The sequence below is a fragment of the Paenibacillus sp. BK033 genome (assembly GCF_004345425.1).
Classification (GTDB): domain Bacteria; phylum Bacillota; class Bacilli; order Paenibacillales; family Paenibacillaceae; genus Pristimantibacillus.
Genome location: NZ_SLVP01000005.1, coordinates 369,551 through 392,745, shown reverse-complemented (window position 1 = coordinate 392,745; position 23,195 = coordinate 369,551). Strand labels below are relative to the sequence as shown.

The 23,195-nt window shown below is 51.1% G+C and carries 20 protein-coding genes; 2 read left to right on the top strand and 18 right to left on the bottom strand.

Annotated elements, in window-relative coordinates; all coding sequences use genetic code 11:
• Positions 1 to 90 precede the first annotated feature (90 nt).
• The 9 genes from EV294_RS19165 to splB form a co-directional block, all read right to left on the bottom strand.
• Positions 91 to 999 (bottom strand): carbohydrate ABC transporter permease, encoded by a 909-nt coding sequence (locus tag EV294_RS19165; protein WP_132309638.1) that lies wholly within the window; start codon positions 997 to 999, stop codon positions 91 to 93.
• Between the two features lie 15 nt (positions 1,000 to 1,014).
• A complete protein-coding gene (locus EV294_RS19160) occupies positions 1,015 to 1,938 on the bottom strand; it encodes an ABC transporter permease (RefSeq protein ID WP_132309636.1) in 924 nt (307 codons plus the stop codon).
• Between the two features lie 234 nt (positions 1,939 to 2,172).
• Positions 2,173 to 3,822 (bottom strand): extracellular solute-binding protein, encoded by a 1,650-nt coding sequence (locus EV294_RS19155; RefSeq protein ID WP_132309634.1) that lies wholly within the window; start codon positions 3,820 to 3,822, stop codon positions 2,173 to 2,175.
• A 13-nt stretch (positions 3,823 to 3,835) separates the two neighbouring features.
• Positions 3,836 to 6,133, bottom strand: a complete 2,298-nt coding sequence (locus EV294_RS19150; RefSeq protein WP_132309632.1) for a helix-turn-helix domain-containing protein — start codon at positions 6,131 to 6,133, stop codon at positions 3,836 to 3,838.
• A 236-nt stretch (positions 6,134 to 6,369) separates the two neighbouring features.
• Entirely contained in the window at positions 6,370 to 9,570 is a 3,201-nt protein-coding gene (locus tag EV294_RS30360) for a fibronectin type III domain-containing protein (RefSeq protein ID WP_165930739.1), read from the bottom strand.
• A gap of 178 nt (positions 9,571 to 9,748) precedes the next feature.
• Positions 9,749 to 12,403 carry an NPCBM/NEW2 domain-containing protein gene (locus EV294_RS19130; protein WP_165930738.1) on the bottom strand — a complete coding sequence of 885 codons (2,655 nt, stop codon included), beginning with the start codon at positions 12,401 to 12,403 and terminating at the stop codon, positions 9,749 to 9,751.
• A gap of 299 nt (positions 12,404 to 12,702) precedes the next feature.
• Positions 12,703 to 13,914, bottom strand: a complete 1,212-nt coding sequence (gene nagZ / locus EV294_RS19125; protein ID WP_132309628.1) for a beta-N-acetylhexosaminidase — start codon at positions 13,912 to 13,914, stop codon at positions 12,703 to 12,705.
• A 113-nt stretch (positions 13,915 to 14,027) separates the two neighbouring features.
• Positions 14,028 to 14,342, bottom strand: a complete 315-nt coding sequence (locus EV294_RS19120) for a metal-sulfur cluster assembly factor (protein ID WP_132309626.1) — start codon at positions 14,340 to 14,342, stop codon at positions 14,028 to 14,030.
• 20 nt (positions 14,343 to 14,362) lie between these two features.
• Positions 14,363 to 15,430 carry a spore photoproduct lyase gene (splB, locus tag EV294_RS19115; RefSeq protein WP_132309624.1) on the bottom strand — a complete coding sequence of 356 codons (1,068 nt, stop codon included), beginning with the start codon at positions 15,428 to 15,430 and terminating at the stop codon, positions 14,363 to 14,365.
• Between the two features lie 174 nt (positions 15,431 to 15,604).
• On the opposite strand from splB, the gene EV294_RS19110 reads away from it, so the two are divergent.
• Positions 15,605 to 15,979 (top strand): hypothetical protein, encoded by a 375-nt coding sequence (locus tag EV294_RS19110; protein ID WP_132309622.1) that lies wholly within the window; start codon positions 15,605 to 15,607, stop codon positions 15,977 to 15,979.
• Positions 15,980 to 16,027: 48 nt separating this feature from the next.
• Here EV294_RS19110 and EV294_RS19105 read toward each other — a convergent pair whose 3' ends face one another.
• The 7 genes from EV294_RS19105 to EV294_RS19075 form a co-directional block, all read right to left on the bottom strand.
• The gene (locus EV294_RS19105; RefSeq protein ID WP_132309620.1) at positions 16,028 to 17,287 is read right to left on the bottom strand and encodes an erythromycin esterase family protein; all 1,260 of its coding nucleotides are present in this window, start codon (positions 17,285 to 17,287) and stop codon (positions 16,028 to 16,030) included.
• 193 nt (positions 17,288 to 17,480) lie between these two features.
• Complete coding sequence (locus EV294_RS19100) at positions 17,481 to 17,885, bottom strand: cupredoxin domain-containing protein (protein WP_165930737.1); 405 nt, start codon at positions 17,883 to 17,885, stop codon at positions 17,481 to 17,483.
• Between the two features lie 137 nt (positions 17,886 to 18,022).
• Positions 18,023 to 18,676, bottom strand: a complete 654-nt coding sequence (modB, locus tag EV294_RS19095; RefSeq protein ID WP_132309608.1) for a molybdate ABC transporter permease subunit — start codon at positions 18,674 to 18,676, stop codon at positions 18,023 to 18,025.
• A gap of 217 nt (positions 18,677 to 18,893) precedes the next feature.
• Positions 18,894 to 19,373, bottom strand: a complete 480-nt coding sequence (locus EV294_RS19090) for a carboxymuconolactone decarboxylase family protein (protein WP_132309606.1) — start codon at positions 19,371 to 19,373, stop codon at positions 18,894 to 18,896.
• A gap of 82 nt (positions 19,374 to 19,455) precedes the next feature.
• Positions 19,456 to 20,202 carry an SDR family NAD(P)-dependent oxidoreductase gene (locus EV294_RS19085; RefSeq protein ID WP_132309604.1) on the bottom strand — a complete coding sequence of 249 codons (747 nt, stop codon included), beginning with the start codon at positions 20,200 to 20,202 and terminating at the stop codon, positions 19,456 to 19,458.
• A 106-nt stretch (positions 20,203 to 20,308) separates the two neighbouring features.
• On the bottom strand, positions 20,309 to 20,629 hold the full coding sequence (locus tag EV294_RS31120; RefSeq protein ID WP_165930736.1) for a transcriptional regulator: 321 nt from the start codon (positions 20,627 to 20,629) through the stop codon (positions 20,309 to 20,311).
• Between the two features lie 255 nt (positions 20,630 to 20,884).
• On the bottom strand, positions 20,885 to 21,625 hold the full coding sequence (locus EV294_RS19075; RefSeq protein WP_132309602.1) for an SDR family oxidoreductase: 741 nt from the start codon (positions 21,623 to 21,625) through the stop codon (positions 20,885 to 20,887).
• A 184-nt stretch (positions 21,626 to 21,809) separates the two neighbouring features.
• Between EV294_RS19075 and EV294_RS19070 the strand changes: the two genes are divergently transcribed.
• Positions 21,810 to 22,373, top strand: a complete 564-nt coding sequence (locus EV294_RS19070; protein ID WP_132309600.1) for a TetR/AcrR family transcriptional regulator — start codon at positions 21,810 to 21,812, stop codon at positions 22,371 to 22,373.
• A gap of 56 nt (positions 22,374 to 22,429) precedes the next feature.
• On the opposite strand, the gene EV294_RS19065 is transcribed toward EV294_RS19070, so the two are convergent.
• Both EV294_RS19065 and EV294_RS19060 read right to left on the bottom strand, forming a co-directional pair.
• Complete coding sequence (locus tag EV294_RS19065; protein WP_132309598.1) at positions 22,430 to 22,867, bottom strand: DUF6376 family protein; 438 nt, start codon at positions 22,865 to 22,867, stop codon at positions 22,430 to 22,432.
• Positions 22,868 to 22,981: 114 nt separating this feature from the next.
• Positions 22,982 to 23,185: a CLC_0170 family protein gene (locus EV294_RS19060; RefSeq protein ID WP_132309596.1), complete on the bottom strand. Its 204-nt coding sequence runs from the start codon at positions 23,183 to 23,185 to the stop codon at positions 22,982 to 22,984.
• Between the last annotated feature and the right edge of the window lie 10 nt (positions 23,186 to 23,195).

Sequence of the window (23,195 nt, the reverse complement as noted above, 5' to 3'; positions counted from 1 at the left end):
TTCCGTTAGGTGTTGCTAATTTTGTATTGAGTTCGTGCTTCTCGCTGCGCTTTTGAACGGCATTCCCCCTTTCACCTTGTCTCAGCCGGATTAGCCCTTGACGGAGCCGACAAGCATCCCCTGCACGAAATAACGCTGCACAAACGGATAGATAATGAGCACGGGAAGCGTTGCCACCACAATCAGCGAATATTTGAGAAGCTCCGCCAGCTGCTGGCGTTCAACCTGCTTCAAGGCGTCCATGTTGGCGCTGCCGCTGTTGTTTTGGATGATGATGCTTCGCAAAATGAGCTGCAGCGGATACTTGCTGTCCGATTTCAAATAAATCAAGGCATCGAAGTAGGCGTTCCACTGCCCTACCGCATACATGATGATCAGTACCGCGATTATCGGCTTGGATAACGACAGCACGACGCTGCGCATGAAGCGCAAATCGCTGCAGCCGTCGATTTCGCTTGCCTCGACAAGCTCGGACGGAATCGATTGCTGGAAGAACGACCTTGCGATAATAACCTGCCATACCCAGACCGCGTTCGGAATAATGAGCGCCCATCTGGTATCAATAAGGCCGAGGCTCTTCACAACCATGTAGGTTGGAATCAAACCGCCGCTGAACAGCATCGTAAACGTGATAATCATCATGATGACGTTGCGTCCAAAGAAGGTGGAACGCGACAGCGGATACGCCAGCATGATAGTCAATGTGACGCTGACGAGCGTTCCCGATACCGTATACAGCAGCGAATTGCCGTAACCGGTCAGCACCTGCGAGTTTTTGAATAGCGCTTCATAACCCTTAAGCGAGACATCCACCGGCCACAACCAGACCTTGCCTGCAGAGACGGCGGACGGACTGCTGAACGAACTGCTTAAGATATAAATCAGCGGATAGAGTACGGCGACAAGCACAAGCCCAAGAATGATGTATACGGTGATTAGAAATGCCTTATCGCCCGATGATTCTCTGATTTTGTTCCTTACCTTTGCCACATTAGCCATGCAAACACCTCTTCGTTACCAGATGCTGGATTTCAAAAACCGACGTGCCAGTGCGTTAACCGTAAACAGCAGAACAAGATTGATAACCGAGTTGAACAAGCCGACAGCCGTCGCGAAGCTGTAGTTCGCGTTCAGCAAGCCGATCTTGTACACGTATGTTGCGATGATCTCGGAGTTGGCGATATTCAGCTTGTTCTGGAGCAAGTACACTTTCTCGAAGCCAATCGCCATGACGTTCCCGACATTCAGAATAAGAATGATGGAGATCGTTGGCAGAATGCCCGGCAGATCGACGTTCCAAATCTTCTGAAAGCGCGATGCGCCGTCCACCCTTGCGGCTTCATACAGGGTTGGGTCAATTCCCGATAACGCGGCTAGATAGATCACGGCAGAATAGCCGGCCGTTTGCCAAATGTCTGACCAGACATAGATCGATGAGAACATGCCGGGACTGCCTAGAAAATTAACCGATTCCATGCCCAGGTGATTCATTAGCACATTCACGAAACCAAGCCTTGGCGCCAGGAACAGCATGATAATCGATACCATGACTACCGTAGAGATAAAGTACGGCGCGAAGGTCACGAGCTGCACGAAGCGTTTGAATTTCTGAGCCCGTACCTCGTTCAGCATCAAAGCCAGCAGAATCGGAATCGGGAATCCGGCAAGCAGCAAATAGAAGCTGAGCATAAGCGTGTTTTTCACAAGCGAGCCGAATATCGGATTCTCAAAGAACAATCTGAAGTTGTGGAACCCAACCCAAGGGCTTCCCCATATGCCTTTCGTGACGTAATAGTCTTTGAAGGCCAGCACCGCGTTCAGCATCGGATAGTATTTGAAAACGATAAAGAACAACAGCGGCGGTGCAACGATAAGATACAATTGCCAGTGTCTAGCGAAGCTCTTTCTTGCGCTGAGACGTTTGCCGGCGGCTTCCAAACGAATCCCCCCTAATTAATTGAGTAAACCGCGTCTTGATGGATGACAGCGCTTTCTACAGGTTCGATCATAGGTGATTTTTAGGGTCCCGGAATAGGTACAATTGCGTCATTCAGCGTACAAATCTCCCGAAAATATAGGGACATTTCCGCATAGTGCGGCCATTTTGCTCCTGCGATACCGTACATCTCAAGCAAAAAGGCCGGCCGCGTATGCCGCGGCCGGCCTAAAGCATTATTTTGTGTTTTTCTCCTGCAGCCATCTATCGTACGCTTGCTGCATAATCTCGACGTAACGGTCCGAATCGAGAGATTCCAGTCTGGTTACATAGGACGTCCAGTCCTTGTCCGGATCCATTTGGCCGGTGATAAACTCCATCGCGCTCTCATCGATCTCGTTCTTGAGGTTGGATTGCAAGAGACTTGCTTCGTCCGCGCTGTCAGGGTTGATCCAGACGGACCACATCGGGAAATATTCCTTGGGCTCATGCCCTTCGTATAATTCGGTAGCTTGAAACAGCCTTCTCTCGTATCCGCCCGGAGCGTAAATATCCATATCCTGAACCCAGCTGTTCCGATAGGACTTGGGCATATAGAAATGCCCCATTCCACTCCACCTCGTATTGTGCGGAGGATCCCCCTCTTTGGGCGCAATGCTGGCGAACGCAGCCGGGATATCCGGATCCAGCGCCTGCTCCCCTTGCACGGGTTTTCTCCAATCCACGCCTTCCTTGCCGATTTCCGCATTGGCCTGACCTTCCGGCGTGAAGAGATAATCAGCGATTCGGATGAGCGCAATCCGCGCTTCCGGGCTTGCTTTGTCTGTAATCACGAATTTGGCGCCAGGCATGATACCGGACGGATAATATACAGCATAAGAGGCATGCGGTCCCTCAAGAGGCGGAACCGGCACGTAATCGCTCCCCCTCTTGTTGCCTGGCCCGGTATTTACAAAGATTGCAGGATGCATGGCCGTGCCCGCTCCCAAAATCTGCGCATCGGCATTCTCTCCCAACTTGTAGAAGGCGTCGGAGTTTTGCGTAAAGGCGCCTATATCGATAAGCCCTTGATCATACAAGGACCTCACGTACTTCAATCCTTCCCGCCATTCGGGCTTGACTGCGGCCAGGCTGACTTTACCCTCCGCCACATTCAAGTAGGTCCGGTCGTCATCGTACACGAATCCGTTCATCAAATACGGAAGCACGCGTACGCCGAACTCCTCGGTCGAACCGCTGAGCGGAATTTCATCCGGCAAGCCGTTGCCATTCGGATCTCCATCCTTGAATGCCTGAAGCACCTCGCGTAATTGCTCCGTTGTTTTTGGCATCTGGAGTCCAAGCTTCTTCAGCCATTTATCGTTTAACCATAGCTTATACGGATACGAACAATGGAAGCAATCGCTATAGGCGCCAAGACCGTATATATTACCGTCCGGAGCCGTATTCAACGCCCGAAGTCCAGGCTCTTGTTCGAAAGCTGCCTTTATATGAGGCGCATACTGTTCAATGAGATCGTTCAGCGGATAAAGGATCCCCTGCTTGCCATAGCGGATGACGTCTGCTTGCGAGAACTGGTCAATATAGCTTGTCAGAATATAGGCATCGGGATAATGGCCGTTCGCGAGCGAAATTTGGCGTTTCTCCTTGGCCCCTTCGTACGGAATGGTCTGCCAGTTAAAGCTTACCTTAAATTTCTGTTCCAGCAGCCGGGAGAAATCGTTAGTCTTCAGGTTCTGGCCAGCGTCCTGCTGGGCGAAAACGCTGATCCGTAGCGGTTTATCCGCTTCGGATCCAGTTTGCTCCGCCGAACTGCATGAGGAGAGTCCCAGAAGGACGGAGCAGACGGAGAGAACGGTGCAGGCCAGACGAATAAGCTTGTTCAAACCATCTCCCCCTTCACCCTTCCACCGTTTGCCTGTACGAGCTTGGCGAGACGCCAGTGACCCGCTTAAATGCTCTTCGGAACGAATGGGAGCTGTTGTAGCCGACACGGGATGATATTTCGTCAACCGTGTACCGGTTTTCGCGCAGCAGCGCGATGGCGTTCTCCATCCGTACCTGCTCCAGATAATCGGACAGATTCGAGCCCGTCACTTCCTTGAATAACTGGGAAATATATTTCTCGGGTCTCTCCACGGCCTCGGCAACCCGGTACAGGGTCAAGTCGGAGTCCGAGAAACGACTAGCTATATAAGCTTTAATCGCCTCGATAATTCTTGTATGCCCGTCGTTCTTGCGGCTTACGACGATCGAGCACATCACGCCGGTGATATCTTCGATTTCGGCTTGGAAGGACCGCTTGTCGGAAGCGTGCAGCGCAATGATCCGGTCTTTAAGCTGCTCGAACATGCCGGATTCCATAAAGGATTTCTGATCGAGCAGCTTAAGCAGGGTTCCTTTCATTTCTCCGGCCAGCTGCTGCCACATTTCCACGGACAGCTCCCGCTGCTCGGTATTAAGAGACATTACTGTGCGGACGATTTTACTTGTTTCCTCCGACTCCCCTGCCCGGATCGTGCCGATCAGACGCAGCTCCATCTCAAGCGGATAATAATAAGTCGCGCTCTCGAGTCGGGTTTCCTCAAACCAGACGATTCCTTTCCGTTCGGCATGAAGCGCTTGATCCATTGTCTGCTTCGCCTGCTCATAGGAGACGCTGACTTCGGTTTCCGAAGCAAATGCTTCGCCAAGCGCGGCAATAAACGTAATGCGGTATTGGTCGAACGCATGCTTGGACAGCTGCTCGAGCAGGCTGGCAATCTCGCCTTGCCCAATCGCGTTGCCGGTCTCGGCTTCCATGGACGCGAACACGATCACTATCCGGTCGGAGCCCCAATCGGTGGTCAACGTAAAGCCGGCAATGTCGAGGAGCGCTTGCTTCAGCAGCAGCCTTGCGGCATGAAGCTCATTCAGAACCTCCACGCTGTCCATGCCCGTATAGCCTTGCACCTGTAAAATGCAGACGTATCCGGAATGTCCGTAAATGCCCGTATTCGCTTGGGAAGCGGCCGCGAATATTTCTTCCCGCGTCTGCAGTTCCCCGGATAGGAGCCGCTTCAGGAAAGCATCGCGAATGAGCGGTAGCTGTCTCCTCAATTCGGATTCCAGCTGATTGCTGCTGCGGATCATCTCCGCAATGTTCCCGTGCAGGAAGTCGTATTCGTTCCTTTCCGTCGTGTCGTCTTTTCCGAACTGCTCCTTTACCACGGAAACCAGCTTATGGATCGGCATGCTGTTGCGGTAGGCCAGCATTAATCCAACGAACAAACCAACGGCGATGGCAATGCCTGTAATCGTCCAAGTGATGAACTTGATCTGATTCGCATACTCGAGCAAGGCATGTCTCGGAATACCGGAGCGGTAAACCCAGCCGTTTGTATTCGAATGTATGGTAATCACGAGATCGTCTTTGTAGAATTGGCTGGTTTTGTCCGCGTCAAAGCTTGCATCCTTGGCTAACGCCTGCATGTCGGGCACGCCGGTACCCAGCGAAGCGATGGTTCGGCCGCTGGCATCGCTGATTTGCGTCCAGCCGCCGTATTTGTCCGTGATGCCCGTCAATAGATTGGTAATCGTCTTCTCGTCGATCGTAACCACCACAACAGCCGGAGAAGAACCGCTGAAGCTGTCCAGCGGGAAAGACTGCATGTAAGTGACGACCGATGTTATCGTTCCCCTATTATTGTAAGGGCGAAGCGGGATAATCTCGCTCCTATGCGTCTGCCCGAGAATGGACTGTCTCCATTCGGCTAACGATTGGTCCTCATACCGGAAGCTTTCGTAGAAATGCTCGGGTCTTACGTATGCGGAGCCTGGCGTCAGAATAACGTTGTAATTGCCCAGATAAATATAGAACTGCTGAAGAAAATCATTGGTCTGCCCAAACGTTAACACGCTGCGCAGGATCCGCCAGATGCCGTATACATTCGTCTGCTCCCCGCTGCTCTTCTCGTTCATCAGCATGTTCAAATCCGGATTGATCGCAAGCTGTCTCGTAAATCCTTCAACCTCTGCCATTCTGCGCTCCAGCAGCTCTTTGCTCTTCTGCAGCTGCATGACGCTGTTCTCGATGGACAGCTTCTCCGTCACCGATATGGAAGTATGATAGGATAGGAAGCCGGCAATGCTTGGAATGATCAGGATAACGATGTACGATACGAGGAATCTCCTAAAAACGCTGTTAAACTTCTTCATCCGCCACCCCCTCCCTTATATTCTGGCAGCGCTTACACGCCTCTTTCTCTATTATCCTATAAAATACGTTTTCCCGCACTTTATTTTCCCGACATACGCAGCCCTTTCATTTATCGTACCACTGAAGAATTCATACGTATTTGCATAAGCGTCCATTAATTTGACGATTACTCCGGTTGAAAAAAGAAGAACCGCAGGCAGCGCCAAGGCTGCTTGCGGTTCATTCTATGATTGATTTACTGAATTGGGGCAAGGTTGACCCCATCGATTACGGAATAAGAAGAGCTGCCCGGCGTCTTCCAGCCTACCGCGACATGATCGTCTCCTCCTTCTTCCTTATGCAAAACTTCAACATAGTAACGCTGACCGGCCGTCAGCGAGATTTGCCCGGACTGCTGGCTTGCGTATTGCGTGAAGTTCAGCGGATACACCCAGTCGACAACTTCTCCGATCTGAGTCTTATTGGCAGGATTCGCATCCGTACTGAGGTACATTACGCTATTATTATCTCCCGCGATAGAGAATTGGTAGATCCCCGTTACGGAAGGCACTATATAGCCCCGGATCCGCGTGCCGTAATTATCGCCCCAGTTGGATGGCGCCTGGAAGCTGGTTAACGTGCTGGTTCCGGATGGTGCCGTGCCGGTAGGAATGCTGGCAATCGTGCTGCCCGTAATATTCGTCCAGTACTCGCGCGTAATAGTGCCCGCAGGCGTCTGGCCGCCGGATGCGTTAGTCGTAACGTTAAGCGCAGCGCTGGCTGCCGACACGTTGCCGGCCCCATCTTTCGCCTTCACGGTAAAACTGTAAGCGGTGCTTGGAGACAAGCCGGTTACATTAAGCGATGTCGCTCCCGCTGTTGTGCCTGCAAGCGTTGCTCCGTTATATACTTCATATCCGGTCACGCCTACATTGTCCGTCGATGCCGACCAAGACAGGCTTACGCTTGTGGACGTCTTCGATGGCGAGGTTAGCCCTGTCGGCGTCGTTGGAGCTTGCGTATCGCCTGCCGCGGCATTTGTGGTTACGCTCAGCGCGGTGCTTGCGGCAGACAAATTGCCGGCGGCATCCTTCGCCTTCACCGTGAAGGTGTAGGTTGTGCTTGGAGAAAGCGCGGTTACGTTAAAGGAAGTGGCGCCCGTGGTCGAGCCGGCCAGCGTGCTTCCTTTATAAATGTCATAACCCGTTACTCCTACATTGTCCGTCGATGCGGACCAAGTCAGATTCACGCTGGTCGACGTCTTCGAAGGAGAGGACAATCCGGTTGGAGCCGTAGGCGCCTGCGTATCGCTTCCGCCACCGCCAACAGCCATGTTGACGTCGCAGGTTTTGTATTGACCCGGAGCAGGATCGCCGAATACGTTGTTGGCGCACATGACGCCGTTTGTATAGGTACCGTAATTGTAAAGACCTGCTGCGCCGTAGCGGACTTCCTTCGTTCCCGTAAAGCTGCACATATTGTTTTCGCCCGCGCACGCGACCCATACAGGCGTAGGAATCGAGCTGGTCGTGACGCTGATTGCGCTGCTAAGCGAGGAAGTATTGCCGGAGGCGTCCTTCGCTCTGACGGCAAAGCTGTAAGCCGTGTTGGAGGTCAATCCGTTTACCGTAAAGGAGGTTGTAGCCGGGCCTACCGTCGAACCCGCCAGTACGCCGTCTTTATAGATGTCGTACCCGGCAATTCCGATATTGTCCGTTGATGCAGTCCAAGTCAGCGTAACGCTTGTGTCGGTCTTCGACGGAGACGTCAAATTGGTTGGCGTTGTTGGAGCCGTTGTATCCGGCGGTCCCGCTATAACGGTAACGGTCTGCTCCTTCACGCTGGCGCGTCCGCCGTTATCCCAAACGCCAAGAATTACTTGATAAGTACCGGGCTTCTGATAAGTATACGTTGGGCTGGCGGTCGTAACCGGCAGTCCTTCGCCGAGATCCCACAGATTCTCCACAATGGTACCGTTGTCGGTTGATGTATTCGTGAAGGTCACGGATTGGCCAAGCTGCACGGTCAGCGGAGCTGTGAAGTTCGCTACCGGCTTCGGATCGCTGAAGCCCCTGCTTGCGAGCTGCGTGTTATTGCCGTTGCCGCTTACCGTATTGTTGCTCCACTCGAGATCCGCTGCCGAGGATGGATATTGGTCAATCGAAGGACCGGCGTTGTTCGTAATAATGTTATTAATGAAGCTCAGGCGGTCGGTACCGCCCGCGGTTGTAATTTCGATCGCTTTGCGCCCGTTATTCGTAATCGTATTGCTGTCGAACGTCACGTTTTTCGTATTGCCATGAATGCGGACCGCGTTGCCGTCGTAACCCGGATAAGCGGCTTTCGGATTGCCGGCGGCTCCGTCTTTGAACGTGTTTTTGTAAAAATATTGGTACTGCTCCGTTTGTCCCGTGCCTTCTCCTTGCAGCTGCATGCCCCACATTACCATGTTTTGCACCGTGTTGTAGTTCCAAAGCTGGTAGCCGGTGCCCGGGGACTGCTGAATGCCGACCTGCTGGCCGCCGTCAACCATGTTGCCGGAAGTGACGCCGTGGTCAACCATCACCTCAAGCCCCATGTTGCCTACCGTTGTGCTGGAGCCGACATAGTTGTTGCGGACCGCGATATAGGCGGAACGGACCGTGCTGATCCAGTGATCGACGGTATTGTTCTCAACCAGGGAATAGTTTACGTTGGTATGAAGCTCGATGCCCAGCCCTTCCATTTTCTTGCCGGTGCCGGTAACCGTATTTCCCCGAACGATCGCGTAAGGGCTGTCGTCGTTAATAAAGATGCCGCCGCGTCCGGTTTCCGCAACATAGTTATTCTCGACGAGGGCATGATCCGAGCCCCAGCCTACGCGCACGCCGCCGCCCCAGTCCGAATTAACCCCGATATTGGTTACCACGCTGTCCGCGATTGTCAGATTATCCGTGTTGACGCCGTACAATGCAAACGGACCGAATCCGGACGACATGCCGAAATCCTTAACCTTCAGATTCAGCATTTTATTGCCGCTGCCGTTTTCCGATACAACCGCGGATTGGGGTACAGTGCTGTTGCTGGCATCGAGCGTCATCGAAGACACTTCGGCGCCTGAGAGATTATAGAGCGAGAAGAAGGTATTGGCCGAAGTCGAATTGTATTTGATAATCGTATTATCCCGGCTTTGACCCGTAATTTTGACGCCCGATTTCCCGCTGACCGCGGTTCCGAGATAATACGTGCCGTCGGGAATAAATACCGTATCCCCGCTGGCTGCAGCGTTAACGGCCGCTTGAATAGCCGCACTGTCGTCGCCCGTGTCCGTGCCGTTCGCGCCATATGAAGTGACATTCAAGGTTGCGGCGTAAGCAGGCATCGCGGGGATGACGGGAAGCAATAAGGCTGTCGCGCATAAGAGGCTTGCAATTTTTTGGTTCGTCTTGGAGACCCGCTGTGACTTGGCTAATCTCATAAGTTCACTCTCTCTTTCGTTACTGGGATAATGGCATACAGATGCTTCCGGCTTCTTCTCCCCTGTTATGATCCCAAGAAGTTCCTCTCTCTGTAGCTAACTGCCCTGAACCGGGCTTCACCTCCCTTCGTGAAAGTGCAAAAGCGGCAAGGGCCGACGGCCTTTTTTTCGTGCATTGCTAGCCGTTACTCGTACTGCCGTATACGATAACTGCATTTCCCCAGTCCGCATGATCCCAGTCGTTTCCGTTGCCGCCGTTTGTGACGACCAGCTTTAGCGCTTGCGCGCCGCTGATGTCCAGATCGATCAAAGCGGTCTCCGATTCCGCGGTCAATACGCCGCTGTCGTAGGCTAGCTCTCCGTCGAGCCACACTTGGAAGCTGACCGCGCCATTGCCGTACGTCTCGTCATCCACGCCAACCTCAGCAAGGAAACGATTGTACGCACCGCCTACCGCGTAGATGATTTCCGAATCCGCATGCGTGCCGAGACCTTTGGCGTACTCGGTTCCGTTTAGCGTAATTACCCGGCCGTCGGAAGATTTATCGCGCATAACGCTGCCCCAGCCCGCCGTTCCGATGTCCCACCCATAATCACTCAAATACACGTCGCCTATTGGAGCAGGCTGAACGGCTGTTGCCGGATCGCTGGCTTCCGAAGCATTGCCCGCCGCATCCTTCGCCTTTACCGTAAAACGATTCGAAGTACCCGGCAGCAATCCGGTTGCTTCATAGTGAGTCGTCGCCCCGTTTGTCGTGCCGATCAGGATACCTCCCCGGTATACCTCATACCCCGTAACCTCCTTATTGTCCGATGACGCTGTCCAGTTGAGACTAACATTCGTCTCGCCGATTGCCGCTGCGGTCAGGCCGTTAGGCTTTGTTGGAGGCGTGGCATCGGGAGCTTCCGTCGTAACCGAAAGCGTTGCGCTTGGCGAGGATACGTTACCGGCAGCATCTCTTGCACGAAGCACGATTAGATACGCCGTTGACGGAGACAACCCCGTTGCGAGATAAGTCGTTTCTCCCGGGGCAGTTGATCCGGCCAATGTTTCGTTGACATACACGTCGTAACTTACGACGCCAACGTTATCCGATGCCGGACTCCAGCTGAGAGCAACGGTTTCATCGGTCTGCAGCGGCGAGACGAGATCGCCCGGAGCCGAAGGGGACTGCGTATCCGGTTTGCCCGGGCGCACGACTACGGTTCGTTCCTTAAGGCTGGCGCGTCCTTCGTTATCCCAGACAACCAAGGTTACCCGATAAGCGCCAAGCCGGTCGTATACAAAAGTCGGCTGCACGCTTGAACTTGGAAGACCCTCGCCAAAATCCCAGAGCTGATGCGAGATCGAGCCATCATCCTTTGATTTGTTCACGAACGCGACAGGCTCGCCGACGCGCACGATCATTGGCGCATCAAAGTCTGCCGTTGGTTTTGCATTCTCGAAGCCGCGCGAAGCAGGTTGCGAATTGCTGCCATTGCGGAGCACGGTATTCCCTTGCCATTCCAAATGGCCGGCAGCGGCAGGATACGGATCGACTGCAGCAGCCTTGTTTCCCGTTATTAGATTATTGGTAAAGCTCAGCCGGTCAACGCCTGCCGCCCCCGTAAACTCGATCCCTTTTCGTCCGTTGCCCGAGATGAGGTTGCTGTCGAACGTCAGATTCTGCGAGCTGCCGTGAATGCGTACGCCGTTCCCGTCGTAGCCCGGATACGCCGCGGCAGGGTTGCCTTCCTGCGTATCCATGAAGCTGTTTCTGTAAAAATACTGGAACTGCTCCGTTTGCCCCGTGCCTTCGCCCTGGAGCTGCATTCCCCACATCACCATGTTTTTCACTACGTTGTAGCCCCACAACTGATACCCCGTGCCGGGCGATTGCTGTATGCCAACCTGCTGGCCCCCGTCCACGATATTGTCCGTTGTGACGGCGTTATCCGCCATGACCTCGAGGCCAATGCTGCCTACTCTTCCGTCTTTGGGTTTCACGATGTTACGTCGTACCGCAATCGTATCGGAGCGAACCGCGCTGATCCAGAAGTCGACCTCATTGTCTTCAATGACGGAATGATTCACGTTCGTGTGCAATTCAATGGACAATCCATGCTCTTTCAGACCGGATCCGGTTATTTTGTTGGAGCGTATGACGGCTCCAGGACTATCGTCATTGATCAGAATGCCGCCGCGTCCCGTATTTGAAATTTCGTTATTCTCGACCAGCACGTTGGAAGAACCCCAGCCCGCGCGGATGCCAGCGCCCCATATGGAAGCGGTTCCGATATTGGATATCCTATTGTTGGTAATACTGGCGTCGGTGGAGCCTATCACATAGAGAGCATGCGGGCCAAAGCCTTCGGCTGCTTCAAAGTTTTGAACCCTGAGATTGTTCATCCTGTTATGGCTGCCGCCTTCGGATACTACGGCGGACATCGCGATTTGGCTTCCGCCGGCGTCTAGCGTGAGGTCCGATACCGAAGCATGCGTAACGTTGTGCAAATAGAACATATATGTATCCGAACCCGACGTGAATTGAATGATCGTCTTATCCCTTTTCTCGCCCCTGATCGTTACGCCGGATTTGCCCGATAAGGTGCCGGACAGCTGGTAAGTACCCTTCGGAATCATAACGGTATCGCCCGTATCTGCCGCATCTATGGCGGCTTGAATGGCTGCGCGGTCATCCAGTCCATCCTGGCCGTTTGCGCCATAATCCGCAGCCGAAATGATGTTCCTATGGGCTGGTGATGCCCCGGCGGCTGCACCAGGCAGCGGGAATGCCGTGAACAACAGGGCCAGCGACAGGAACAAGCCGGTCACCAATCGTTTGGATTTCATTAAGGTCATCTCTCCTTCGCGCTTGGTATAAGGCGGAACCGGATCTCCCTTCTCCGCTCCTCCATCGTGCCCGATCCCGGGTCATATGGAAACTGTTCAATTCTCGAATAACAGCACTATCAGGCTGTATTTCGGGTTAAATACTGTATTAAACGCTTCGCATAAAACTGTACAAAAACAAAAAAGCCCGCAGGTTTCCCGCGGGCCAGCTCCATTTTCGATATTAATGAGCTTCATATACATAGCGAAAACCATCAGATGGATGATATATCCCATCGATGGTTTTCGCGTACAGCATCTTATTTTTCCAGTGCGGCTTGAATGTGTTTGTTCAGCGTTGTTACATCGAAAGGCGAAGTCGGCTTGTCCGATAATTGGAAGCTTTGCTTTAGCTTGATTATACGGTAAACGCTCGCATCCAGAACAGACGGAGGGATTTCGCCGCTTTGCGCAGCTGCCGTCAGGGCGTCAATCACGGTTTGCTGCTGCACCGGGTCATGACCGACCAGGATAATATCCGCTCCTGCTAATACCGATTGCACCGATGCTGGCCCGACGGCCTTCACCTTCCCCACAGCCCCCATTGTCATATCGTCCGTAATAACAACTCCTCCGAACTTAAGCTCCCCTCTCAAATAATCCTGGATGACTTTCTTTGACATGGAAGCCGGCGTATCCGGATCAAGCTTCGTCATCAAGATATGCGCGACCATCACCATAGGCGCTCCTTGCTTAATTGCGGAGCCGAAGGGGACAAATTCGATGGAGCGCAGCCGCTCGAGATCATGATCGACCACCGGCAGCCCCAGGTGGGAATCGACGGAGGTATCGCCGTGCCCGGGAAAATGCTTGACTACCGGAATGACTCCCTGCGATTGGATGCCAAGCATCTCCTGCACGCCCATGCTGCTGACCAACTCTGCCGTGGTACCAAAAGCACGGTTTCCGATGACCGGGTTTTTGGGGTTTGTATTGACATCGAGAACGGGTGCGAAATCGGTATTCATACCAATCGCTTTCACCGCTTCGCCCAATGCCGCGCCTACCCGATTGGCATATTGGGGATCATTGGTCTTCCCTACCGTCCTGCTGGCCGGAAATGCCTGAATTGGCTTGGGCAATCGGGAGACCCGGCCCCCCTCCTGGTCCGTGCTCAAGAGAAGCGGAAGCTTCGCGCCATTGTTTCGGTTGATTTGCTTGAGATCGTTAACCAGCTTAATTGTCTGCGACGGAGACTCGATATTATTGCTATAGAGAATAATCCCGCCAATGTGGTTGTCTTTGATAAGCTTGCTTATTTCAGGCTGTATTTCCGTGCCGTCCATTCCCACCAATACCATTTGACCTATCTTCTCGGTTAAGCTCATGGATGCTGCAAGCTCGGCTATCGGATCGGCAGGCGTTGGCGTCTCGCTGTTCACGGGTTGCTCCGGCTCAGCCGTTCCGCAACCGGTCAGAACAAGAAGTGCAAGAATGATCGCGTACAGAGAACAGATTCGAAGATATCGCATAGGATCCTCCTTATGTAATTCTTAAACGGATGTCTTGAAGACCATCAAATATGTACGGTACAGCCCGGAAGAAAAGCTAAGTTGACCGATACCCGCAACTTAGCTTAACCCGATTATAACATAGCCGATTGCCGGGCACGAATCTGTTCTCTGGCCTCATCGTTCATCCTGGCCGGCGTCCATTTCGGTTCAAAGACGAGCTGGACTTCGGCTTGCTTTACGCCGTCAACCGATCCGGCTGCTTTTTTGACATCCGCAATAATGCGATCCGCCAAAGGGCATTCGGGAATAGTCAAGGTCATTTCGATAACTGCCTTCCCGTTTTCTTCTTCCTTAATACCGTATACAAGTCCGAGATCCACGATATTTACGCCTACTTCGGGATCCATCACGTTTTCGAGCGCCTCCATAATCCGATCTTCATTCATCGCTGCACCTCCCTCGCGTTTCAAGTAAAGTATTCGATCTTGGCTTCGGGAAAATGATCGTGAATCTGTTTATAAATAAATTCCTTCAGTGCGTTAGCCTGCTCGTCAGGGTAAACGTATTTCCCTTGGCCCCAACGCCCCCATTTGTATTTCCGGCTTTCTTCGTCCATCTCCAGCTTGGATTTGGGGTAGCGCTGCTGAATCACATTTTTCGCCGTTTTTGTGAAACGATGCTGGATCAGCTCGAAAGTCAGGTCGGTGCATGCTTCGGGCGGAAGCGCAGTTTTTAATAGACTGATGAGTTCGGCATAACCGTCTTCCCAGCCTTCATGCCAAATGATTGGAGCAATAATAAATCCTAGCGGATAACCTGCGTGGGCAACCTTTCCGGCCGCTGTAATTCGTTCGTAAAATTTCGAAGTGCCCGGCTCGAAATGTTTAATGACATAATCGGCGTTCACGCTGAAACGAAACCGGGTATGCTTGTTATGCTTGGCATCGAGGAGCGGCTCGACATGGTGATACTTCGTGACGAAGCGGAGCCGTCCAAGAGGCTGCTTCCCCATAAATTCGATGTATTCCTTGAGTGAGCCGGAAATATGCTCAAGGCCAACCGGATCGGAGGTACAGGCTGCCTCGAAGCGGGTAATCTCCGGCGCGCGCTCGTCGATATATTTTTTAGCCTGAGCAAGGATATCGTCGGTGTTGACGTAGACGCGGATATACGGCTTAGCTCCAAGCGTGGTCTGCAAATAGCAATAATGGCAATGCCCCATGCAACCCGTGGCAATGGGAATGGCGTATTCAGCCGAAGGCTTTGACTGGTCGAATTTTAACGTTTTCCGAATGCCTACGACAAGCGTTCGTTTGGCAATCCGGTATTTCTCCAAATCGCTTTCCCCGGGTAAATTGGTGATCCGGTTATGCGAAGTGGTCATTTGAATCGGTAGTCCTTGCTTCTTGGCCCATTCATGGATTCGTTGGCCTTTCGGATAGTTCAGCGCATCGGGCTCGAAATACACAAGCTCCGGAACGAATACCTGCGTATCGCGTGCCGGCGGAGTCAATAACCCGCTTGAATTTGACACATCGGCTCACCTCACTGTTACATTCGTTTCGCAATCAACCTTAGGGTGGACGAAATTATCGATTTCATACGAAACAGCTCTTAACGGTTAATCGCAGTGCATAGTTTCCAGACGATACGCGCAACATACACCATGAATCCTGAATAATGACGATCGTAGAACCGGGGGATGGCCATGGCGGAAAAAAATATTCTCGCTTATTTCAAAAGTCCCGAGCAAGCGGAGAAAGCACTCGAGCAATTAATGCCGTTAAAGGTTATAGACAGCTCCATTAACCGGTTTGACGGGTATCCGGGCGACGGATCGGATCGGATTCGCAATCCGATTACGGGCGATTTCCCGGGACTTGGCTACCTAACCCTGGGCGGAGATTTCTCGGACCGGGATGCCGCCATCCTGGCGGCGGCACACGTTAGCGCGAGCGGTATGAGCAGTGGTGGACAAGATGATGAAACGGCCGGGCGAGACATTCTTCTGACCGTTATTGTTGAAGAAGAGGATTATGAACAAGCGGTAGCCATCGTGGAGAAAGCCGGCGCGCTTGTCTAAGGAATAAGAAAGGGATGTTCCCATTTGGGAATATCCCTTTCTTCCTGTTTATATGTGCAATACTTCCTGTTTAAGCGGTGACAGCGCATGCGATTCATCGATGTGAATAAACGCGTCGTATCTTTGCGGCAAAATTGTTGGAACGTAGTTCCCTCTCTCTCGACGGGGGTTATAAACGACGCCAATCGCCCGATGGCCAATCGGTTCGGTAAAATCTTGCCGGTCGAGCATCAGGATCTTATCGAAAGCCCCGGCGCGATGCACGAGATCTTCCCAGCTGTCTTTCAAGGCTTCCGGCACGGTCATTGTTTTTATCTCGCCGCCCCATTGATCCGAAGCAATAACGGTGCCCCTATGCGTTCCGAAACCAACGGCATATACCCGGTCTTCCCCATACTTCTCCCGCACCAGCTGGCCGACGTTTACCATTCCGTCCTCAAGCATATCCGTTGCCCGGGCGTCCCCGATATGCGTGTTATGCTCCCACACAATAGCCTTGGCCCCTTGACCGTAAAAGGTCTTGATTCGGTCCAGCGCTTCAACCATGTGTTGATCCCGTATATTCCAGGATTCGGGTCCTCCGCGCACCATCGATTGATAGTACCGTTCTGCGTTTACGGCCACGAGGGCGTTCAGCTCATCGCTGAGGAGCGCTTCATCGCGGTTATCGCCTTGCTGTCTTTTGCTTTGAAGCTCTTTCAATAACCGTACAACCTCTTGTTCGCAGCTTTCGGATAGAAAAGCAGCCGAGACCCCGTAGTTTTGCGCTTCGCGGTTATAGGGATCGAAGCAGGCAAACGCCTTGCGAGCGATGTCCAGCTCCGGAGAACCCGTCTTCTCCAGATGCTTCAAAATCTCATCCATGGATTCCCACAAGCTGTAAACGTCAAGGCCGTAAAATCCGATCCTCGTATCCGGCATTTGAGATCGATTGTAGTCGTAAAGCCATCCCGCAAATTGCAAAATTTCTTCATTCGCCCACATCCAGGTTGGCCACCGGTTATAGTCGCGCAGCGCCTCTCTCGAATTGGGAGCAGCGCCGTTATACTGTTTTACATAGCGATTCAGGGTATAACAGGATGGCCAATCCCCTTCGACCGCAATAAAGGAGAAGCCTTTGTCGGCAATCAGCCTCTTGGATAACTCCGCTCTCCAAGTGTAAAACTCGGACGTGCCGTGGGAGGCTTCGCCCAATAATACGATATCCGCATCCCCAATGGCATGAATTAACGGGTCAAGATCTGCCGGGCTTTTTAATGGGAACGCGCAATCTTTTATTTTTTCCACTATGCTTTCGCTGTTGGTCATGTTTATTCTCCTACCCCTAGATGTCGCGATGCCGTGCCATCGTGCCATCTTATAGCGTTACCCGAAATAAAGCCATTATGTAATCCCGGATGCAGGCTGCTAATCAAACCAAGCTGCTAAGCTTGCTTATCCGAAAATTGATGTAACGCAAAAAACCCCAGATCGTGAATCTGCAGCCATTCGAATCGGTCAATCAAGCAACTACCGTAATGGTGCCGTGGTACATGTACATTCCGCAATCAAATGGATACGACCCGGGCTTTAAATGGTCCAAAGTCGTCACATTCTCCCCTTTTTTCAAATAAAGATCAAATCCGAGCTCATCCGAATCGACGCTTGTAATGCAGGTAAAAGAGGTATTCTTGACAAAATTCAGCTTTACGGGAACTCCTGCCTTAATTTCAATATCGGAAGGGTAAAAACCGTCTTTCTTGGCTTGGATCGTCACCACCTGATAGCCGTCCTGCATCGTCACGGCGGGCGTTTCCGCAGCGGTCTTCGAGTTGGATGAGGAGAAGAAAACAAAAAATAATGTGCATATAACAACGATAGCTAGAATAAGCCACATGGCCGGGGATTTGAATAGGCTGGTTTTCATCGCATACACTCCTTTCCTAGGTCGATTATACATCTTCGACTCGGATGAATATGGCCGGCCATGTGGCCGTTCCTTGAAGGAATAGTGAATATTTCAGTACAAAAAAACAGCTGCCGAATCTCGGAAGCTGCTTTGCGTTAACGCCGGCTTAGGAAAAGCAAAATAAATGAGATCACGATGATAGAGCCTGTCCATGCCCAAGCCAGCGTTGTATGGCCGGAATCAACGGCTACATAGATGGCGGTGGGCAACGTTTGAGTCTTGCCCGGAATGTTTCCCGCTATCATCAGCGTGGCGCCGAATTCTCCTAGACCTCGTGCAAAGCCAAGAATATAAGCCGAAATAAGCGATCGGAATGCCAGCGGCAGCGTAATGTGCCAGAATACCTGCCGTTCGTTCGCTCCGATTGACCGCCCCGCCTCTTCTAATCTTTTATCAACGGATTGAAAGCCAACCTTCATCGTCTGATACACCAGCGGAAAAGAAACGACGACTGCAGCTATAACGGCAGCCCACCAGGTAAAGATAACGGGAGCCGAGAATAGCCATTCGATAGCCCGCCCCAGCCAGCTTCTCCTTCCCAATAAGAAAAGCAATAAAAAACCGACGACAGTCGGCGGAAGGACTAGCGGCAGCATAAATACGGTTTCGATAAAAATCTTGCTTTTTAGTTTAGTGCGGGAGATCCACCACGCTGCAGCTACTCCAAGAAACAGCACAAAAAAGCTTGAACACAGGGCTACCAATAAGGATAACCGTATAGGAAGCCAAAAATCATGAGCGCTAATCAACTTCTCCCCCACTTCTTTTATGTCTAATTATAACGAAATGCATTTAAATAGAACATTCACCTAATATAAACGGTACCACCGTAGATATCAACAAAACAGTGTGATGAGAAGAACACTAAGCATTACCGGCAAAATTGGAGCAAGTAAAAAAGAAAGGAGACCCGCTGCCGGGTCTCCTGCCTCCTATGATGATTTCATTTCCGTTATTAAGCCCGAATTAGTTCAGACCGGCTTTTGACAAGCCAAAAGCTGCATCCGCGGAGCCAGGCTCGGTTCTAAAAGCAACGTTTGCGCGGTTCCAGGCATTGATCGCCATGATCGAGTAGGTCAGGTCGGAGATTTCCTTCTCCGTGAATTGTTCGCGGACATGGTTGTAGATTTCGTCGGATACGCCATGCTCCGGCAGTTTAGTCAAAACCTCAGTCCAAGCGAGCGCTGCTCTTTCCCGGGCGTCGAACAAGGTGGATTCTCTCCAGACCGCGAGATGGTAAAGACGCAGTTCTCTCTCTCCGTGAATCTTAGCTTCTTTCACATGCATATCCAGACAGAATCCGCAGCCGTTCATTTGGGAAGCCCGGATGTGAACGAGATGAATAATCTTCGTATCAATGGAACTGGATTTCTCCGCATAGCTCAGCTCCATCATTTTTTTCGTAAACTCAGGCGATTGCTGCATATAATTTACACGTTGTGTCATTTCGTATTCCTCCTCAAATTTGTTGTGACGTTATTAAGACAATTGACGGTTTCGTTTTGTGACAGCCTTAGCGAAAAAGTTTTTAAGTGACGTTCAGGCCGCCGTCTATCGCGATAACCTGACCCGTTATCCAATCCATACCCGGTTCGGAGAGAGTCACAATCCATGCGGCAACGTCTTTAGGCTCTCCGCGGCGGCCAAGAGGTATGCTCTTGCGTTCATGCTCCTTCACCGCTTCAGCCTGTTCCGGAGTAAGTCCCATCCGCTCCTGGAGAAAAGAAGTCTCGACAGGTCCGGACGCTATGGCATTCACGCGAATGCCCTTCGGAGCGAGCTCAAGCGCCCAGCTTCGCGTCATGTACTCCATTGCAGCTTTGCTCGAACCGTATAGCGACAAATTGGCTCCCGCTTTACTGCCATAAGTGCTCGACATATTGAGGATTAGTCCGTTTGTTTTCTCCAGATAAGGAATAGCAGCAGCTGCAAGCAGCGTTGGACCTACTACATTTACCGCGAAGATGTCTGTTATGGCTTGGGCATTCACATGCTCTAGCGGCATAATACCGCCTGCTCCCGCATTATTCACAATAATATCCAACCGTCCCCATAGCCCTATTGCTGCCGCAACCGTACCGGCAGCCGAATCGGGATCGCTTGAATCAGCAACAAAACCTCTGATATTCGGATGCTTTGCCGTAATTTCTTCCAATACTTCCGCCCGACGTCCGGTAATGAGCACCTTGGCTCCCTTGGCCGCAAACATTTGTGCGGCGGCAAATCCGATACCGGATCCTCCTCCGGTTATAATAACAACCTTATTGTCTAACATAAGCTCGGTCTCCTTTTAAACTATCACGGATTTATATTAAACTGCTAATAATTAATTAATTAACTATTGGACGAAAGCCGTCCTTTTCCAGGACGGAAATCGTGATTTAGAATAAAATGCTCAATAATTCTTTCAGCCTAGACTGATTTTCCATCGATAGCTTTCCAATATGCTCTTTGATTGTATCCTCGTAGACGGGCCACACCGTTTCAATCAGAGCCTCGCCTTGCGATGTTAATCGCACAAGGACTCGTCTTCGGTTAGAGGGATCAAAATCTCTTTGAATCCTTCCCGCCTTTTCCAACGTGTTCAGCAAGTTGCTGATATTCGCCCTTGTCACGGCGAGATCATCGCTTAATTCGGACGGAAGCATCGGCTTTCCGCCTCTTTTCAAGGCGACGAGCAAGCACCAACGGCCAAGCGTCAAATCAAACTTCCCAAGATGCTCTTCCAGCTTCTGTACCAGATGATGACTGGTTTTATAAATCGTTAGAAAAACATCGATTTGGAGAAGAGGCTTCTCAAACGGGTCCCATTTCTCTATACGGTTAGCCTCCTTTATAATTAATCAATTAACTATTTGCAAGTTAACAATACAGCGAATTTTTTCGCGTGTCAAGTCAATGCTTCATGCAAAGACTGCCGATAGGTTATTATCGGCAGTCCCCTATACCGGTATGCCTTAAGCTAATGCGGTTGGTCTTACCATAATTTCGCTAATGAGAGCGTCGTCAGGTTCACTGATTGCATAAGCGATAGCTTTCGCGATTCGGGACGGAGCAATTCCCATATCGCGTATCTGGCTGGCGACGGCTTGCACCTCGGGACTTGTGATGCTGCCGAAGAGCTCCGTACTTGTCAAGCCTGGAGCTACGACGGTGGATCGAATACCCGATGAAGCGGATTCCTCCAGGCGCAGCCCTTCCGAGATCGCCCTTACGGCAAATTTGGTAGCCGCGTATATGGCGGAAGTGGCGGATACGTGATAGCCCGAGGTGGAAGACAAATTAATGACATGACCGGACTTTTGCTCGCGCATAATCGGTAACACCGCTGCGATTGCGTACAACACGCCTTTGATATTCACATCAATCATTTGCTCCCACTCTTCCACCCGCAGCTCGTTCATTCTGGAGCTTGGCATAATGCCGGCGTTGTTTACCAAGACATCGATACGGCCATACTTATCCAATGCGAATTGTGCCAGGCTCTTCATATCATCGGCAGACACGACATTTGCTTTAACGGATACCGCTTCTCCTCCGTTTTGCTTAATGTCATTAACGATTGCGTGAAGACGATCCTCTCTCCTCGCTGCCAGCACAACCTTCGCTCCGTTTTCAGCTAGCAGCCTTGCCGTTGCCTCCCCTATTCCACTTGATGCTCCCGTAATAATAACGACTTTACCTTTTATATTTTCCATGGCGGTTATCTCCTTTGTTTGCTGAATTTGTGTCGGATATATAACGCGAGTTGAATATTTAACGGCCGTTGATTTACATTATAGACAGATATCGCAACCTCTCAATGGTTGATTGCAGCGCTTTTGTTTTATATCCGACACTCACTTCGCAATTGTTGATTAACTTAAGGAGGAATCCTTTGGCATGGAAAATGTGGCAAAGACGGATCGCCGTATTCTTAGGACGAAACAGGCGATCAAGAAGTCATTTCTTGAGCTTTTTACGGAAAAAGAGTTTGAACAGATTACGATTAACGAGATCGCGGACCGGGCCAATGTAAACCGCGGAACCGTTTATTTGCATTACAGCGACAAATACGATCTTCTGGACAAATGTATCGAAGAGCATATCAACGAAATCATCTCTTTATGTAAAGATCGCGGGTCGGGTCAAGGCAATCCCCAGCAGCTGTTTGATTATTTTCGCGAGCATTTCCCTTTTTTCTCGGCTATGTTTTCCAATGAACGAGTTTTTCTATTCCGGGATCAATTGCTTCATTTCTTCTCCGTCAATATGATGATGAAAATGGAACAGGCGAACGACAAGCCAATTATCGATCAGGAGATTAAGGCCCAATTTATGGCTTCCGCCTTTATCGGCATCCTGGAATGGTGGATTCGCAACCGGATGCCGCATTCCACTCTGTTTATGGCGGATCAGGTGCGGAATTTATTCGAAAATAACCAGGTCTACCCGATGTTTCGGTAAAACGAAAAACCATCCGATCCCGGAGTTTATGCTCCTAATCAGATGGTTTTTGACTTTTACAAACCTAAATTTTCAATGCGGTTAAGCAAGCTGGTTATATCTGAAATCGTTTGGATGATCGGCGAGTTTTGTATACGGTCCAAAGCGAGATGGCCGTTCGCCAAGGCGTCATTAATCTCCTGAAGCAAGACTTGATTTTTCTCGATCAATTGTTGATGCAGATCCTGTGCAATCGCGGGGGCTTCCAGCAGGTTAAACTGCATAATGTCTTCTTTTAACGCAACTAACCGGTCCTCCAGCTGCTGCTTGGTTTCGGGGTCGGTCGCGGCGTCCCGAATCATTTGCGGTGCCTGCTCCGCAAAATCGGACAATCTATTCATATGCTCCTGTGCTTGATCCGCGTATTTCACGGTTTGATTGGCGCTCTCGAACAATGAACACGCGCTTAACATCATCGCGGAAACGACGAGCAAGAGAATCATAAGTTTCCTCATTCCGCACCTCTTCCTTCCTTAGGGTTGCTAATTTTTACTTTTTACGCATTCGGAGGAAAAGGGTTTCATGAAACAGCCTCAAGGCGCGGCTTGAGGCTGTTTCTCTGCGTTTGATTAATCTACAATCATGTCGCCAACCCACAAAAGGATGCCGGTGGCGATATTGAACCAACCGATAAATTTGGAAATCTTCCATTCCTTTTTTTTCTTTTTATCCTTGCCCAGATCTCTCACGTCAATGTAAAGGATAAGCAGCCCGCTTACGATATACAATGTAATTGCGTAATACAGATAGCCTATGGTGTAACCGCCAAGCATCCGTAATCCC

Excerpts from the sequence above, each read along its gene's own strand:
- EV294_RS19165 (WP_132309638.1), bottom strand. The coding sequence starts at position 999 with ATGGCTAATGTGGCAAAGGTAAGGAACAAAATCAGAGAATCATCGGGC.
- EV294_RS19150 (WP_132309632.1), bottom strand. The coding sequence starts at position 6,133 with ATGAAGAAGTTTAACAGCGTTTTTAGGAGATTCCTCGTATCGTACATC.
- EV294_RS30360 (WP_165930739.1), bottom strand. The coding sequence starts at position 9,570 with ATGAGATTAGCCAAGTCACAGCGGGTCTCCAAGACGAACCAAAAAATT.
- EV294_RS19130 (WP_165930738.1), bottom strand. The coding sequence starts at position 12,403 with ATGAAATCCAAACGATTGGTGACCGGCTTGTTCCTGTCGCTGGCCCTG.
- nagZ (WP_132309628.1), bottom strand. The coding sequence starts at position 13,914 with ATGCGATATCTTCGAATCTGTTCTCTGTACGCGATCATTCTTGCACTT.
- EV294_RS19120 (WP_132309626.1), bottom strand. The coding sequence starts at position 14,342 with ATGAATGAAGATCGGATTATGGAGGCGCTCGAAAACGTGATGGATCCC.
- EV294_RS19110 (WP_132309622.1), top strand. The coding sequence starts at position 15,605 with ATGGCGGAAAAAAATATTCTCGCTTATTTCAAAAGTCCCGAGCAAGCG.
- EV294_RS19105 (WP_132309620.1), bottom strand. The coding sequence starts at position 17,287 with ATGACCAACAGCGAAAGCATAGTGGAAAAAATAAAAGATTGCGCGTTC.
- EV294_RS19100 (WP_165930737.1), bottom strand. The coding sequence starts at position 17,885 with ATGAAAACCAGCCTATTCAAATCCCCGGCCATGTGGCTTATTCTAGCT.
- EV294_RS19090 (WP_132309606.1), bottom strand. The coding sequence starts at position 19,373 with ATGACACAACGTGTAAATTATATGCAGCAATCGCCTGAGTTTACGAAA.
- EV294_RS19085 (WP_132309604.1), bottom strand. The coding sequence starts at position 20,202 with ATGTTAGACAATAAGGTTGTTATTATAACCGGAGGAGGATCCGGTATC.
- EV294_RS19075 (WP_132309602.1), bottom strand. The coding sequence starts at position 21,625 with ATGGAAAATATAAAAGGTAAAGTCGTTATTATTACGGGAGCATCAAGT.
- EV294_RS19070 (WP_132309600.1), top strand. The coding sequence starts at position 21,810 with ATGGAAAATGTGGCAAAGACGGATCGCCGTATTCTTAGGACGAAACAG.
- EV294_RS19065 (WP_132309598.1), bottom strand. The coding sequence starts at position 22,867 with ATGAGGAAACTTATGATTCTCTTGCTCGTCGTTTCCGCGATGATGTTA.
- EV294_RS19060 (WP_132309596.1), bottom strand. The coding sequence starts at position 23,185 with ATGCTTGGCGGTTACACCATAGGCTATCTGTATTACGCAATTACATTG.